This is a genomic window from Parasphingorhabdus sp. (assembly GCF_039982415.1).
Classification (GTDB): Bacteria; Pseudomonadota; Alphaproteobacteria; order Sphingomonadales; family Sphingomonadaceae; genus Parasphingorhabdus.
On the sequence record NZ_JBDWYL010000006.1, the window covers coordinates 642,488 to 656,926 of the forward strand.

General features: G+C 53.9%; 17 protein-coding genes. 12 read left to right on the forward strand and 5 right to left on the reverse strand.

Features of this window, described 5'->3' with window-relative positions; translation table 11 throughout:
* Positions 1–110: 110 nt before the first annotated feature.
* The 3 genes from galE (at position 111) to ABJU74_RS08800 (ending at position 1,984) form a co-directional block, all read left to right on the forward strand.
* The gene (galE, locus tag ABJU74_RS08790; RefSeq protein ID WP_348383418.1) at positions 111–1,115 is read left to right on the forward strand and encodes a UDP-glucose 4-epimerase GalE; all 1,005 of its coding nucleotides are present in this window, start codon (positions 111–113) and stop codon (positions 1,113–1,115) included.
* A gap of 104 nt (positions 1,116–1,219) precedes the next feature.
* Entirely contained in the window at positions 1,220–1,345 is a 126-nt protein-coding gene (ykgO, locus tag ABJU74_RS08795) for a type B 50S ribosomal protein L36 (protein ID WP_007165381.1), read from the forward strand.
* A 9-nt stretch (positions 1,346–1,354) separates the two neighbouring features.
* Complete coding sequence (locus ABJU74_RS08800) at positions 1,355–1,984, forward strand: HAD family phosphatase (protein ID WP_348383416.1); 630 nt, start codon at positions 1,355–1,357, stop codon at positions 1,982–1,984.
* Positions 1,985–2,030: 46 nt separating this feature from the next.
* On the opposite strand, the gene pyk is transcribed toward ABJU74_RS08800, so the two are convergent.
* On the reverse strand, positions 2,031–3,482 hold the full coding sequence (gene pyk, locus ABJU74_RS08805; RefSeq protein ID WP_348383414.1) for a pyruvate kinase: 1,452 nt from the start codon (positions 3,480–3,482) through the stop codon (positions 2,031–2,033).
* An 88-nt stretch (positions 3,483–3,570) separates the two neighbouring features.
* Here pyk and ABJU74_RS08810 point away from each other — a divergent pair, with 88 nt between their 5' ends.
* From ABJU74_RS08810 to ABJU74_RS08820, 3 genes are read left to right on the forward strand one after another with little or no spacing between them, the layout of a single operon-like run.
* Complete coding sequence (locus ABJU74_RS08810) at positions 3,571–3,879, forward strand: DUF1244 domain-containing protein (RefSeq protein ID WP_348383413.1); 309 nt, start codon at positions 3,571–3,573, stop codon at positions 3,877–3,879.
* Positions 3,880–3,924: 45 nt separating this feature from the next.
* A complete protein-coding gene (locus tag ABJU74_RS08815; protein WP_074203789.1) occupies positions 3,925–4,167 on the forward strand; it encodes a DUF2312 domain-containing protein in 243 nt (80 codons plus the stop codon).
* 41 nt (positions 4,168–4,208) lie between these two features.
* Positions 4,209–4,529 carry a heavy metal-binding domain-containing protein gene (locus ABJU74_RS08820; protein ID WP_348383412.1) on the forward strand — a complete coding sequence of 107 codons (321 nt, stop codon included), beginning with the start codon at positions 4,209–4,211 and terminating at the stop codon, positions 4,527–4,529.
* Here the strand turns inward: ABJU74_RS08820 and ABJU74_RS08825 are convergent.
* Entirely contained in the window at positions 4,526–5,272 is a 747-nt protein-coding gene (locus ABJU74_RS08825; RefSeq protein ID WP_348383411.1) for a CPBP family glutamic-type intramembrane protease, read from the reverse strand. The genes ABJU74_RS08820 and ABJU74_RS08825 overlap by 4 nt on opposite strands.
* Before the next feature lie 79 nt (positions 5,273–5,351).
* Here ABJU74_RS08825 and ABJU74_RS08830 point away from each other — a divergent pair, with 79 nt between their 5' ends.
* The 5 genes from ABJU74_RS08830 to ruvB are packed head-to-tail and all read left to right on the forward strand — an operon-like array spanning position 5,352 to position 8,924.
* Positions 5,352–6,101: a YebC/PmpR family DNA-binding transcriptional regulator gene (locus ABJU74_RS08830; protein ID WP_348383410.1), complete on the forward strand. Its 750-nt coding sequence runs from the start codon at positions 5,352–5,354 to the stop codon at positions 6,099–6,101.
* A gap of 10 nt (positions 6,102–6,111) precedes the next feature.
* On the forward strand, positions 6,112–6,582 hold the full coding sequence (gene ruvC / locus ABJU74_RS08835; protein WP_348383409.1) for a crossover junction endodeoxyribonuclease RuvC: 471 nt from the start codon (positions 6,112–6,114) through the stop codon (positions 6,580–6,582).
* Between the two features lie 58 nt (positions 6,583–6,640).
* On the forward strand, positions 6,641–7,246 hold the full coding sequence (gene ruvA / locus ABJU74_RS08840; RefSeq protein WP_348383408.1) for a Holliday junction branch migration protein RuvA: 606 nt from the start codon (positions 6,641–6,643) through the stop codon (positions 7,244–7,246).
* Positions 7,243–7,902 carry a hypothetical protein gene (locus tag ABJU74_RS08845; protein WP_348383407.1) on the forward strand — a complete coding sequence of 220 codons (660 nt, stop codon included), beginning with the start codon at positions 7,243–7,245 and terminating at the stop codon, positions 7,900–7,902. The genes ruvA and ABJU74_RS08845 overlap by 4 nt, the downstream gene beginning before the upstream one ends.
* Positions 7,899–8,924 carry a Holliday junction branch migration DNA helicase RuvB gene (ruvB, locus tag ABJU74_RS08850; RefSeq protein ID WP_348383406.1) on the forward strand — a complete coding sequence of 342 codons (1,026 nt, stop codon included), beginning with the start codon at positions 7,899–7,901 and terminating at the stop codon, positions 8,922–8,924. Before ABJU74_RS08845 ends, ruvB begins: the two co-directional genes overlap by 4 nt.
* Positions 8,925–9,008: 84 nt before the next feature.
* On the opposite strand, the gene ABJU74_RS08855 is transcribed toward ruvB, so the two are convergent.
* From ABJU74_RS08855 to ABJU74_RS08865, 3 genes are read right to left on the reverse strand one after another with little or no spacing between them, the layout of a single operon-like run.
* The gene (locus ABJU74_RS08855) at positions 9,009–10,466 is read right to left on the reverse strand and encodes a carotenoid oxygenase family protein (protein ID WP_348383405.1); all 1,458 of its coding nucleotides are present in this window, start codon (positions 10,464–10,466) and stop codon (positions 9,009–9,011) included.
* Entirely contained in the window at positions 10,466–11,302 is an 837-nt protein-coding gene (gene dapD, locus ABJU74_RS08860) for a 2,3,4,5-tetrahydropyridine-2,6-dicarboxylate N-succinyltransferase (RefSeq protein ID WP_348383404.1), read from the reverse strand. Before dapD ends, ABJU74_RS08855 begins: the two co-directional genes overlap by 1 nt.
* Before the next feature lie 20 nt (positions 11,303–11,322).
* A complete protein-coding gene (locus ABJU74_RS08865; protein ID WP_348383403.1) occupies positions 11,323–11,982 on the reverse strand; it encodes a pyrimidine 5'-nucleotidase in 660 nt (219 codons plus the stop codon).
* Here ABJU74_RS08865 and ABJU74_RS08870 point away from each other — a divergent pair.
* Positions 11,981–14,428, forward strand: coding sequence for a S8 family peptidase (locus ABJU74_RS08870; RefSeq protein WP_348422671.1), 2,448 nt, complete (start codon positions 11,981–11,983; stop codon positions 14,426–14,428). The genes ABJU74_RS08865 and ABJU74_RS08870 overlap by 2 nt on opposite strands.
* Positions 14,429–14,439: the final 11 nt, after the last annotated feature.

Below are 14,439 nucleotides of genomic sequence, written 5' to 3' on the forward strand. Positions count from 1 at the left end.
CAAAAATACCGAGCGAGACGTAAATAATTGCATCTCTATGGCTCTATGGTTAACCGATTGGCGACTTTTCGAAGATAAAGCCGCTAGTTTATCGGTTTACAGGAGGCATTATGTCCGATCGCTTCACAATATTGGTCACAGGTGGGGCTGGTTATATCGGCAGCCATGCTGTGCTTGCACTCAAGGATGCGGGATGGCCGGTTGCAGTAATTGACAATTTGGTGACTGGTTTTCGGTGGGCCGTGCCGGACGATGTTCCATTTTATGAAGCTAATGTTGGTGATAGCGCGCGGGTTGCGGACATTATTGCCGAACAAAATATCGGCGCGATCATGCATTTTGCCGGATCGATCGTAGTTCCTGAATCGGTTGAAGATCCCCTTAAATATTATGACAATAACAGCGCCAAGAGCCGCAGCCTGATTGAATCGGCTGTGACCAATGGCGTGAAACATTTCATTTTTTCTTCGACCGCAGCGACCTATGGCATTCCTGCAGAGAGTCCGGTCAAAGAAGATACGCCGCAAAACCCGATTAACCCTTATGGCATGTCGAAACTGATGACCGAGCATATGTTGCGGGATGTGTCGGCTGCGCATGACATAAATTTCTGTGCGTTGCGCTATTTCAATGTTGCAGGAGCGGATCCTGCAGCCCGCTCCGGGCAATCTACCGCCGGCGCCACCCATTTGATCAAGGTCGCCGTCGAAGCGGCGCTTGGAAAACGCGATCAAGTCGCGGTTTTCGGAACCGATTATGATACGCCGGATGGCACCGGCGTTCGCGACTATATTCATGTTTCAGATCTGGCGGCAGCGCATGTGCTAGCCTTGGACGCCTTAATCGCTGATCCGCAGCAAAATCATCTGCTCAATTGCGGTTATGGCCGCGGCTTTTCCGTGCTGGAAGTGCTTGATGCAGTTGATCGGGTCACCAATATGAAAATCAACCGTCAACTTGAAGGGCGCCGAGCCGGTGATCCCGATTCGCTCATATCGGACAATCGCGCGATCATGGATCGCTTTCCATGGCAGCCACAATATGCTGATTTGGACCAAATAGTGACCCACGCATTGGCGTGGGAGCGTAAATTGGGTGAAATTCGGGGAGATTGACGTTTCTCCGGCTTGACTTTAGCCGGTCACAACCTTAATCGCACCCTCTGCAATCGGCTGAGACCGTTTTCAAGACATTTAATTTATTAAGGCGTGGTACCAAAATGAAGATCCGCAACTCTTTGAAGTCGCTCAAAAACCGTCATCGGGACTGCCGCGTGATCCGTCGTCGTGGCCGCACCTATGTGATCAACAAAACGAATCGCCGGTTCAAAGCGCGCCAGGGTTAGATTTGTTTCGTGGCAGCAACGTCTGCCATTTCCAATATTGACACGGTTATATTTGATGTCGGCAATGTGCTGTATCAATGGGATTTGCGCTGTCTCTTTGAAAAACTGATTGACGATCCGCAGGAACTCGATTGGTTCTTGCAAAATGTGGTGACGACAGAATGGCATTTCCAACATGATGCGGGCCGCGCGCTCGCGGACATGCTGCCAGAGCGCATTGCGCAATTCCCCCAATATGAAGCGTTAATCACAGCCTATGCCGCGCGATTTAATGAAACTATTCCTGGTCCGGTAGACGGATCATTGGCGCTTGTTGAAAAATTGGCTGCTAATCATGTCCCGATTTTTGGGATCACCAATTTTGGCGCCGAGCTCTGGCAGAATTTTCGTACAACAGCACCGATATTTGATCTTTTTGAAGATATTGTGGTGTCGGGGGACGAGAAGCTGTTGAAACCTGATCGCGCGATTTATCAGTTGGCATTGAAGCGTTTCGAGCGGTCAGCCGCGCAATGTCTGTTCATCGATGACCGTTTGGAAAATATCGAAGGGGCATTGGCTGAGGGCATTAAAAGCCATCATTTTACCAATGCTGCAGCGTTGGAGCAGGAGCTGCACGCGCTCCACTTGCTTTCATAGTCTCAGCGATTGGATGAATGCGAGACATCCAAAGCCGCGCTTTCGGTCAGGCGCGTTTTAACTCATCGCCACTTAACCGTACAACATGCAGCAAATTGGTTGAGCCAGGCGTACCAAAGGGGACGCCAGCACAGATAATCAGACGCGATCCGGCCTTGCCCAATTTGTGCCGCAACGCCATCCGCTTGGCTTTGGCAATCATTTCTTCAAAGTCACTGACATCCCGGGTGACGACCGCATGCGCGCCCCATAATAATCCCACGCGTCTCGCCGTGCGGCGATCGGGTGTGAGAACCAAAAGTGGCACAGACGGGCGTTCCCGCGCCATGCGGCGAGCGGTTGAACCGGATTTGGTGAAACAGACAATCGCAGATGTTTTAACCGTCCGTGCGATATTATAGCTCGCAGCAGCCAAGGCATCCGCTGTGGTTTCATCCGGCACCGTTTCTGTGAAGTGAACCCTTTCAGCATAAGAAGCATCGCTCTCGACTTGCATTGCAATGCGATCCATCATTGTCGCTGCCTCAATCGGCCATTCGCCAACAGCCGATTCAGCGGACAACATGATTGCATCCGCGCCATCATAAATTGCGGTAGCGACATCTGACACTTCGGCTCGGGTTGGCGTGGGCGAGGTAATCATGGATTCCAACATTTGCGTAGCGACCACGACAGGGCGCCCCAAATTGCGGGCCGCGGCGACAATTTTTTTCTGCAACGGGGGTACTTGTTCGGGTAGCAATTCTACGCCCAAATCGCCGCGCGCAACCATTACGGCATCGGAAAGCTCCAGTATTTCTTCCAATCGATCAATAGCCGCGGGCTTTTCAATTTTTGCCAATAGGGCCGCTTTGCCGCCAATGAGCCGCCGCGCTTCAGCTACATCTTCGGGCCGCTGCACGAAGCTGAGTGCAATCCAGTCGACATCTTGATCCAATGCGAAGGTTAGATCCTTGCGATCCTTGTCAGTCAACGAACTGACCGGGAGGACTACTTCGGGCACATTGACGCCCTTGCGATCCGAAATCGGACCGCCAACAATGACCTTTGTGGTCACACTTTTGCCATCCGCTTTGGTGACTTCAAGGCGAATTTTTCCATCATCCAGCAACAAAGTGTGGCCAGGTGCCAGAGTTTCGATAATTTCACGATGCGGCAAGTTAACCCGCTTGGCATCGCCTTTTGTTTTTTTCAGATCGAGTGTAAAAGTGGCTCCGGTTTTCAACAATATCGGGGCTTTGGCAAAGGTCCCGATCCGTAACTTGGGCCCCTGTAAATCGGCCAATATGGTTATCGGCCGTCCCGCCTTTTTTTCCAAAGCGCGAATAGATTTTACGTTTTTGGCATGGGCTTGATGTTCGCCGTGACTCATATTCATGCGAAACGCATCGACGCCGGCCTTATACATTTTCTCGATCATCTCGGGACTGCCACTTGCGGGTCCGAGTGTCGCGAGCACCTTTACTTTGCGGTCGCGGGAGAACATATGCGATGCCATCGAAAATTCCTGTGTTGATGCGTCCAGTTGACGCTTAATATTTGCGAATCATGACAGGAAAAAAACAAAAAGCAACGGAAGCATTTTTATGAGTGAAGAAATTTCTGACGCAGCGGCGGCCGCCGCTTTTCGCCGTCTCGTCAAACATTTGCAGCACCGCCATGATGCGGAAAATATTGATCTGATGGGCCTTGCCGGTTTCTGCCGCAATTGTTTGGCCGATTGGATCATGGAGGCAACCCATGCGGATGGCGGTGACATGACCAAGGAAGAAGCGCGGCAAGCGATCCATGGCATGCCGTCATCGGAATGGAAGAAGAAATTTCAAACCGAAGCAACACCAGAAAAGCTCCAGCGGATGAAGGAAAGCGTAGCCAAAAATGCAGCAGCCGATTAAAGCAGGGCAACGAATCCAAAATCAACATTTCTAGGGAATTTGAAAATGAGTGAAGGCAATGTTGCCGCAGACCAGTTGCGTCTGTTTATTGAGCGTATCGAACGGTTGGAAGAAGAGAAAAAGGGCATTGCTGACGATATTCGGGACGTATATTCCGAAGCCAAATCCCAAGGCTATGATGCGAAAATCATGCGTCAGATTGTTCGCCTGCGCAAAATGGAAACCCACGACCGCCAAGAAATGGAAGCGATACTCGACACCTATAAGTCGGCTCTTGGTCTCGCCTGACCGATCCGCTAACATCTCCCTTCACCCTTTGGAGAGTTAGCATGATCGTCACTACCACCCCCAATATTGAAGGCAAAACGATCCGGGATTATCGCGGCATCGTTATTGGCGAAGTGATCGTCGGCGCCAATTTATTTCGCGATCTATTTGCGAGCATTACCGACATTGTTGGCGGCCGGTCCGGCAAATATGAAAATGTTCTGAAACGCGCCCGGGATGAAGCCTTGCTGGAAATGCAGGCGGAGGCGGCAAAACTGGGAGCCAATGCTGTTATCGGCGTTGATCTTGATTACGAGGTTGTCGGCGATAAAGGCTCGATGTTGATGGTCTCGTCTTCCGGTACGGCGGTCATAACCGACTAAATCAAGTCCGGCCGCGTGAGCAGAACGTAGATCAGACCGCTGGTTGCCAGCAAATTATAGGCCATATGCATAGCAATATTGGCCCACCAGCCATAGCGGATTCGGGCATAGCCCCAGATCAGGCCGCCGATAGTTTGTGGCAGAACAAAGGGCAGCAAAGCGGCGGGATTGTCACCGGCATAATTAAAAACATGCACCAAACCAAAAACCAGGGCCTGAGCCCAGAAAATGATCGGGAAAATCCGGATAAACCATGAGGGTGCGGCGCGTTTCCACATGACAATCGTCCCGATGAGCACTGCAATAATGATGGCGGACAACATAATGGCACCGGTGATCGATGATGCCTCGGCCCATCCCAGCTGATTAAAACCATAGGTCATAGCCATCCATAGAATAAGCCCGGACAGAGGGATTAAGAGCCGCGGCTTGCCGCTCAGCCATGATCGAAACATCAGTTCTTCGACAATCGGTCCGGCGACGACAACTATGAGCAGCAATTGCCAAATCGGCCGTCCGAACAGATCAGACATGCTGTTTGACATGCTAATATCAAAGGCCAGCATAACCGGGAGTAACAGGAGCGCAATGGCCGCAACTATTATGCAATTGAGCAGGAACAGCCAGAGGAGATCCGCTGGTGCGCCTGGCATTTGCTGTTGAATTACACCGCCATTATCCGTCAGTTTCGGCGCGCGCAGAAATATCAGCAGATCGCGCGTTGTCGCCTTCAAACGGCTCATGGGCCATCCAATGGTTGAGTTGGGTTCGAACATGCGGCAAAGAACCTCATTAACAATAATTCAGGTACGGACGATTCATATGGCAGGCCATAGTAAATTTGCAAATATCAAACACCGTAAAGGCGCGCAGGACAAGAAGCGCTCGGCGATGTTCTCCAAACTTAGTCGCGAAATTACCGTCGCCGCGAAATCAGGCATGCCCGACCCGGATATGAACCCGCGCCTGCGCTTGGCCGTGAACAATGCCAAAGGCCAGTCCATGCCGAAGGATAATATTCAACGCGCGATCGACAAAGCGTCGGCTAGTGAAGGCGATGATTATAAAGAAGTCCGCTACGAAGGTTTCGGTCCAGGCGGCGTATCGCTGATTGTTGAGGCGCTGACCGACAATACCAACCGCACGGTGACCAATGTGCGCACCATTTTCTCTCGCAACGGTGGCAATATGGGCGAAAGTGGTTCTGTGTCTCATGGTTTTGAACGGGTCGGCTATATCAGCTATCCGGCTGCCGTTGGCGACGAGGATACGGTCATGGAGGCGGTGATGGAAGCCGGCGGCGACGATATTCAATCGTCAGAAGATGGGCATGAAATCTGGACCGCCATGGAAGATTTGCACGAAGTTGCCGGATCGCTGGAAAAATCGCTTGGCGAGGCGGAAACGGTGAAATTGGCATGGAAGCCGTCCGTCGAAGTGGAAGTGGATGCAGCGCAGGCTGAAACCTTGTTGAACCTTATTGATGCGCTGGAGGAAGATGATGATGTCCAAACCGTGCACGGCAATTACAGCGTATCCGATGAGATCATGGAGAAGCTGAGCGCCGGGTGATCATGCAGCCATGATTATCTTGGGTCTCGATCCCGGACTGGGAACCACCGGCTGGGGTGTGATCAGCGCGGAAGGTAACCGGCTGTCACATATCGCCAATGGCCATATAAAAACCGATCCAAAAATGCAGCTGGCGAGCCGGTTGCTCAAACTCGATCTCGCGCTGACCGACCTGATGCTGGAATATAAGCCGGATGCGGCAGCGGTCGAAGAAGTGTTCGTCAATAGCAATCCGCAAAGCACGTTAAAGCTCGGGCAGGCGCGCGGCGTTGTGCTGCTCGGTGCATCGCGATCGGGGATTGAGGTCGGCGAATATGCTGCCCGAGCGGTCAAGAAATCGGTTGTCGGCGTCGGCAAGGCGGACAAGGATCAGATCCAGGCGATGCTCAAAATCCTGCTGCCCGGCGTGAAGCTGGCCGGGCACGATGCCGCTGATGCTTTGGCGGTGGCGATCACACACGCGCATCATCGAAAGCGTTGAGAGCAAAAAGAACAAAACAAAAACTCGACAGATTCGCTAGCCGCGCTAAAACACTATCATGATTGCAAAACTCACCGGTATTATCGACGAAATCGGCACGGACAATATCGTGCTGGATGTGAACGGCGTCGGCTATCTGGTCTTTGCCTCGTCGCGGACAATCACCGCCATTGGCGGCGTTGGCGACGGTGCGACCATTTATACCGAAATGCAGGTCAGCGAGACCGACATGCGCCTGATGGGCTTTGCTTCGGGGTCGGAGCGCGACTGGTTCCGGCTTCTGATTTCGGTACAGGGCGTGGGCGGTAAAGTGGCGCTGGCAATTCTTTCCGCGCTGGAACCGGGCGAGATTTCCAGAGCAGTGGCGACCGGTGACAAGGCAATGGTCGCGCGGGCCAATGGCGTGGGCCCGAAACTGGCGCTGCGCATCGTCAACGAGCTGAAAGACAAGGTCGGCGCCATTGCTACCGATCCGATTGCCGGCGCCGGCGGCGCGGCCCATGCCCCGTCGAATAACAGCGCCGATGCGGTCAGCGCGTTGCAGAATCTGGGTTTCAAACCGGCCGAAGCCAGCGCAGCGGTCGCGGCGGCCGATGCCGAGGCGGGTGATGGTGTGACTCTGGATGCGCTAGTGCGGCTGGCGCTGAAGAAGGCGGCGAAGTGAGCCTGTTCTTTGAAACCATGATCGGGTCTTTTCCTGAAGCAATCTCTGTACCCGACCCACTGATCACCTATTTTCGATGGATTGGTGAGCAGCGCTTGGATCATAATTTTGGCGGAGATGGATATGCATACGCCGATATCGGGCCAGATAAAGAGAATGGCTGTCTAGCGTTGGGGCCAGTAGATTCTGAATATGCGAAGGCCTGGACGCATAGCGACGATCCATCCGTTTACGATCGGCTTGCGGCATTTTGTCAAACAGGCGGCGATGGATCTTATGTTGCGCTGTGGCTTGATAATGACGGTGGAACCCGAATCGTCCATTTAGGATCGGGTTCTGGCTCGACCATGTTGGGAGTTCTGGTCAATGATCCTGTAGACCTCTTGCGTCTGCTCGCAATTGGATATGACGAGCTTTGTTGGCCAGAAAATCATGGCAAAACACCAAAAGAGATCTGGGCGGAAGACAATGATGAGGAAGAGTTTGAACCCGCTCCAAACCCACCTGTATTGCTACAAAAATGGGTGAGCCAAACATTTGATGTGAATATTCCAAAGACCGCTTCAGAAATAGTGTCTGATGTTCCAGACATGGGTGATGACAAATCCGATGATCCTTTCTGGCAATGGATTATGAGCCTGGAGCCAAAAGAATGACCGAAGACCGCCTCTCATCTCCCGAACGCAAGGTCGAAGATATCGATGCTGCTTTGCGTCCGAAAACGCTCGATGAATTTATCGGGCAGGAAGCGGCGCGGTCCAACTTGCGGGTGTTTATCGAGGCCGCGAAAAGTCGCAGTGAGGCGCTGGACCACACTCTCTTCTTTGGACCGCCGGGGCTTGGCAAGACCACGCTGGCACAGATTATTGCCCGCGAACTGGGCGTTGGCTTTCGCGCCACATCCGGGCCGGTCATTGCCAAATCCGGTGACCTTGCGGCGCTGCTGACCAACCTTGAAGAAGGCGATGTGCTTTTCATTGATGAAATTCACCGGCTCAATCCGGTGGTTGAGGAAGTGCTCTATCCAGCGATGGAGGACCGCGCGCTCGACCTGATCATTGGCGAAGGTCCGTCAGCGCGGAGCGTGCGGATTGACCTGCCGCAATTCACTCTGATCGGTGCCACCACCCGCCAAGGCCTGCTCACCACGCCGCTGCGCGATCGTTTTGGTATCCCGGTGCGGCTGAACTTTTACACCACCGAGGAACTGGAAAAAGTCGTCCACCGCGCGGCCAAATTGCTCGGTCTCGATATCGCGCCCGATGGCGCCACCGAGGTCGCCCGCCGAGCGCGGGGAACGCCGCGTATCGCGGGCCGCCTGCTTCGCCGCGTGCGGGATTTCGCCAATGTGGCGGGAACCGCAACAGTGGATCAGAAAACCGCCGACGCTTCACTGACCCGGCTGGAGGTCGACAGCATCGGCCTCGACGCGATGGATCGCCGTTATCTCCATATGATTGCGGATATCTACAAAGGCGGCCCAGTTGGTGTGGAAACGCTGGCGGCAGGCCTGTCCGAACCGCGTGATACGATTGAAGAAGTGATTGAGCCGTACTTGATCCAGCTGGGCCTAGTCGCCCGAACCGCCCGCGGCCGCGCGCTTAATGATCGCGGGTGGCAACATCTCGGGCTGAAGCCGCCACCGGGCAAGGAAGTGGACGGGCAGCTGTTTGAGTGATTGGTGCTCCGCACTTGATGCGGAGCCTAGGTTGGCAGGGCGCAACAGCTAACTCTGGGCTCCGCATCAAGTGCGGAGCACGGACTAGCCTATCTGTTCCGCCGATGCCCAAGTCGCATGGGTCCCGCTAGCGATCCGGTGCGGCAGGATGATCGTGCAGACCGGGCCAGCCGATATGTCTTTGGCATCAACGACGATGCACTCGCTGCGGTCCTGCGCCATGTCGGTGATAAAGCTGATGAGATAGCCATCATCTTCTGATTCCGCAATTTTGCGCGGAACAAACGGGGCTTCTGAGCCAAAACGGTCATCGCCAAAATAGAGGTGTTCGGCCGTTCCGGATTCCAGATCATGTTTGACCAAACCGTTGAACAGGAACCAGCCGGGATGGCCGGTAACGCTATAAACATAGCGATAGGGTTCACCTGCGGCTTGCTGATTAAACATGCCGAATTCGACGGGATAATCGTCAAAAAGCGTCTCTTCCCGCGTCTCGCCGGTTTTCAGATTGAACCGCCAGCGGTGGAGTTCAGGCTGAAAACTGTGGAGATCAATGCTGGCGCCCATGCTTTCATAGCCGGACGGGAAATCGGTCAGTGGTTTGGGCACTGGTTGGTTCTGGAAATAGCCGTCGAGCACCAGCTCATCGCCCGCTTCAAAGGCATTGGCCCAGTGCAGAACATAGGTCGACTTGGCCTCGAACCACATGATGTCTTTCGGTTGCCCCATGCGCGGGATCACCCCGAAGCGCGTCGGTTCATCAGGATGATAAGACGGGACATAGAGATTTTGCTCGATTAGTTCGGGTTTCCAATAAAGCGGACAGTCATTGAAAATCGCGTAGTTCTTGCTGAACGCCATATCATGCGGCAGCCGCGCCCCGGGCAATTTTATCGGAATGAAATGCTTGAGCTGATCATCCGGACCGACCACGCCATAGTGGAGATAGGGCGCCTGGGTGCTATAGTTGAAGAATAGCAATTCGCCGGTTTTCTCATCAACCTTGGGGTGAGCGGAAATGCCATCTTCCGGAACCCAATCGGCCGTGCCCAAAGTTTCCAAAGAGTTTGGATCCAACTGATAGCCTTCACCGCATTGGTAGAAGGTCGAAAGAATCTTCCCGGCATGAACGACCACGTCGGTGGAACTGCTATCCTTGACGCTGCCATGGGCGCCCCAGCCGGGACGTTTAGAATCAGATGGCTTGCCCATGATTCCGGACCAAAGCGGGCCGCCTTCGGCTTGTTCGGCTTCAAATCCCTTGGTGCGGACAAAGCGATTGCGATAACTGGCTTTGCCGTCCTTGATACGAAGAGCATGGATCATGCCATCGCCATCAAAGGGATGATAGCGCCCGATACTGTCATGCACCGGGTTTTCGGTATTGCGGATATATACGCCGTCAATATCGGTCGGGATTGTTCCGATTATTTCAAGCTTGTCGGTGTCCAGTTCCTCAAAAACCGGTGTCCAGGCGCCATTGCGATAGGGATGGTCATTCGCCCCTAGCGTGGTCTTGATCTGGTTCACCGGTATGTTCATCAGTCTCTCAACAGTTCATTTATGCCGGTTTTTGAACGGGTTTGAGCATCCACTGTTTTGACAATAACCGCGCAGTAGAGCGATGGGCCAGGGACGCCATCAATATTGGCTTTTGGCGGCGTAGAGCCCGGAACTACAACCGCATAGGGAGGCACTTCTCCGATATAGACTTTGCCGGTGACCCGGTCGATAATCTTGGTTGATGCTCCCAGATAAACGCCCATTGACAGCACAGCGCCCTCACCAACCCGAACGCCTTCAGCCACTTCGCTGCGCGCGCCAATAAAGGCTCCGTCTTCGATAATCACCGGTCCGGCTTGCAGTGGCTCGAGCACGCCGCCAATCCCGGCACCACCGGAAATATGGACATTTTTGCCAATTTGCGCACAGCTGCCCACGGTCGCCCATGTGTCGATCATGCTGCCTTCGTCGACAAAGGCGCCAATATTCACAAAACTTGGCATCAAAACGGTGTTGCGGCCAATATGGGATCCGTGGCGCACAACCGCCCCAGGCACCGCACGGAAACCAGCCTCCCGAAAGCGATTTTCGCCCCAATCGGCAAATTTGCTTGGTACTTTATCCCAGTGGTTGGCACCGCCTGGCCCCTCGATGACCGCATTGTCGTTCAACCGGAATGACAAGAGAACCGCCTTTTTCAGCCATTGGTTGACAATCCAGGCATCATCTTGCTTTTCAGCTACACGAGCGCTGCCATCATCGAGACTGGCCAGTGCGGCATTCACTGCATCGCGCTCTGGCCCTTGGCTTGTGATACTCAGCGATTCCCGCTTTTCCCAAGCCGCTTCGATGGCATTCATTAATTCACTCGTCATAACAATGGTTCTTCCTTGTCTTAGTGCAGGCTCGTGACCCAGCTTTCCAAATCGGTAATTTCATGATCAATATAATCCGGCGCATGATCGCGGGCGCCCCATTCCGAACCGGTATTGATCCAAATTGTTGTCATGCCCAAATCTTTCGCTGGACGCAAATTGCGCGCCATGTCCTCAACAAAGAGCGACCGTTCAGGATCGATTCCGGTTGTGGTAATCAAGCTATCATAAGCGGCTTTTTCGGGTTTGGGGATTAAATTGGTCGCGATAACATCATGAATTTGATCAAACAGGCCGCTCAATCCGCGATTGTCCAATATCTTTTCGGCATAGGGACGATCACCATTGGTAAAGACCAGTTTTTCGCCTGGCAGATTGGCTATGGCTTGATGCAGCTTCGGCGCCTGTGACAAGCGGCTCATGTCGATATCATGGACATAGTCGAGAAATTCTTGAGGGTCGGTATCATGATGATGCATCAGACCGGCCAACGTGGTGCCGTGATCGTGAAAATAGCGTTTTTGAATCCGACGCGCCTCTTTCTCGTCACAGTCCAGCATGTGCCCGATATAAGCCCCCATTTTAATGTCAATCAGCGAGAACAGATCGCATTCAGCAGGGTAAAGCACATTATCGAGATCGAAAATCCAGTGATCAATATGAGAAAATTCGGCTTTCATGAGCGAAACGCCTAATCATTCCGCCCCATTCCGGCAAGCGTTGATCGTTGTTAAGCTGTCGGTAACAGGCGATCTTCTATATATTCCTCGGTTAACGGGGAAATTTGAAAATATGCGGCAGTTTCGGGTGGGTAACAGACAGTTTTATGGCGTTGCTTTGGCGCCGCTCATTCTGCTCACCGCTTGTGGTGGCGGTGGATCCGCTCCGTCGCCCGCGCCTGCACCGCCGCAAGCCCCCACGCCTACTCCAACGCCTACTCCGACCCCTACGCCTACCCCCACCCCCACACCAACACCCACCAATTTTGATACGGCCGAATTTCGCCGTTCAGATGGCCCGACCCAACATGGCGCTTTGTCTGCTTATGATGCGGGTGCCACTGGCGATGGTATTATATTGGGTGTGATTGACAGCGGTCTCAATGCTTCCAGCGCCGAATTTACCGGGCGTATCCATCCCGACAGCGATGATTTCGCAGGGAATCGCGGAATTGGCGACGAAGGAGGCCATGGTTCGGCCGTAACCGCCGTGGCCGCCGCGAGCAAAAACGATATTGGAACCCATGGTATTGCGTTTGATACCGATATTCTGGTGCTGCGTACCGACACGCCGGGCAGTTGCGCCATGGATGATCCCAATGATCCCGATGATGACGGATGCAGTCACAATAGCGGGGCGATTGCAGCGGCAATTAATCAAGCACGAGTGAGCGGTGCGCGGGTTGTTAATATCTCGCTCGGCGGGCCCGATATTTCCAACACGGTTCGCAATGCCATTGCCAATGCCGCAGCAGCGGGCGTGGTTGTGGTGGTTTCTGCAGGCAATGATGGCGAAGCCACGCCAGATGGTTTTGCCGCTGGCATCGCGCAAAGCGGGAATGGCCACGTGATTATTGCCGGATCGGTCGGGGCGAGCGAGAATATTTCCTCGTTCAGCAACCGGGCCGGGAGCCAAGCAGAAAATTATCTGGCAGCGCTGGGCGAACGGGTGCGTGCCGATGATAATGAAGGCACCGCTTTTCTCTGGAGCGGCACCTCTTTTTCCGCACCGCAAATTTCCGGTGCGGTGGCTCTATTGGCGCAAGCCTTTCCCAATTTGGATGGCGCGCAAATTGTCGACCTGTTGTTCACCAGCGCGCGGGACGCAGGAGCAGCGGGCACAGATGCAACTTTTGGCCGTGGGATATTGGACATAGCCGCGGCCTTTCAGCCACAAGGCCAGACGTCTTTGGCGGGAACGAGAACTGCTGTAGATCTAACCACCACTAACGGACAGACCTCGGCCGCTATGGGCGATGCAGTGCTGCGCGGTCAAAATGTCGGGGCCATAATATTAGATGGCTTTAATCGCGCCTTTGCGCTGAATCTTGCCCATGATTTGGATGTAGCGACGCCGGAATTTAAACTGACTGGCGCCTTGAACGGCGATCGCCGCAATATGGTCGCCTCGCAAGCCGGATTGCAGATAGCGGTCAATATCGGCCGCGATCCATTGGGCATTGTTGGCCGCGATAATTTGACATTGTCCGATGCCAGTGCCCGGCGGGCGCGAATGTTGGCCGCTTCGGTCATGACCCAAATTTCACCTGAAACTAAAGTCGCCTTTGGCTTTCGGCGCGGTGTCAGCGGTTTGGTTGCCCAAATGCAAGGCGCGCGCGAACCGGCCTTTTTGGTTGCACCGAGCCCGCGCAGCGAACGCGGTTTTGCCGGCCAAGTCAAAAGCGCATTGGCCGTACGGCGCGAAATAGCGGGATTTGGATTGACTGCCAGCGCGGAAGCCGGCGTGGCCCGCGCCCAAACTCTGGCTGACCAAGTTGACCAATTATCTGGTGCGGAACGGGAAGACTATCGCTTTAGCGGACTGGGGGTCGCGCTCGATCGCCATATTGGCCCTGCCTCCTTCAGTCTTGCGGCCAATTGGCTGAATGAAGACAATAGCATTTTGGGCGCGCAATTTATCGACACTATCGGAGCGAGCGGCGCGCAAAGCTGGTTTGTGGATGGCCGTGCCAGCTATGACATGGGTGGCGGCTGGCGCGCTGGTGCGAGTTGGCGCCAAGGCTGGACGCAAGTGGCCCGGTCGGGCTTAGTGACTGGCGGGACTTTGCAGAGTTCAAGTTTCTCTGCTGATATCAGCAAATCCCAATTGTTTAGTGACTCCGATCAAATTGCCTTTCGCTTTGCGCAGCCACTACGCGTTTCATCCGGCGGCCTCAATTTGCACTTGCCCGTCAATTATAGCTATCAAAGCCTGCAAGCCGAATTTGGTCAACGGCAATTAAACCTGGCTCCGCAAGGTCGGGAATTGGTCAGTGAATTGGCTTATGCAACGCCGCTATGGGGCGGTTATCTCAACACCAATTTATTTTGGCGGCAAGAACCCGGTCATTTTGAAGCGCTAAACGATGATTTTGGCGGTGCGGTGCGATTCCAGCTCAAATTTTAACAGCAATTGCC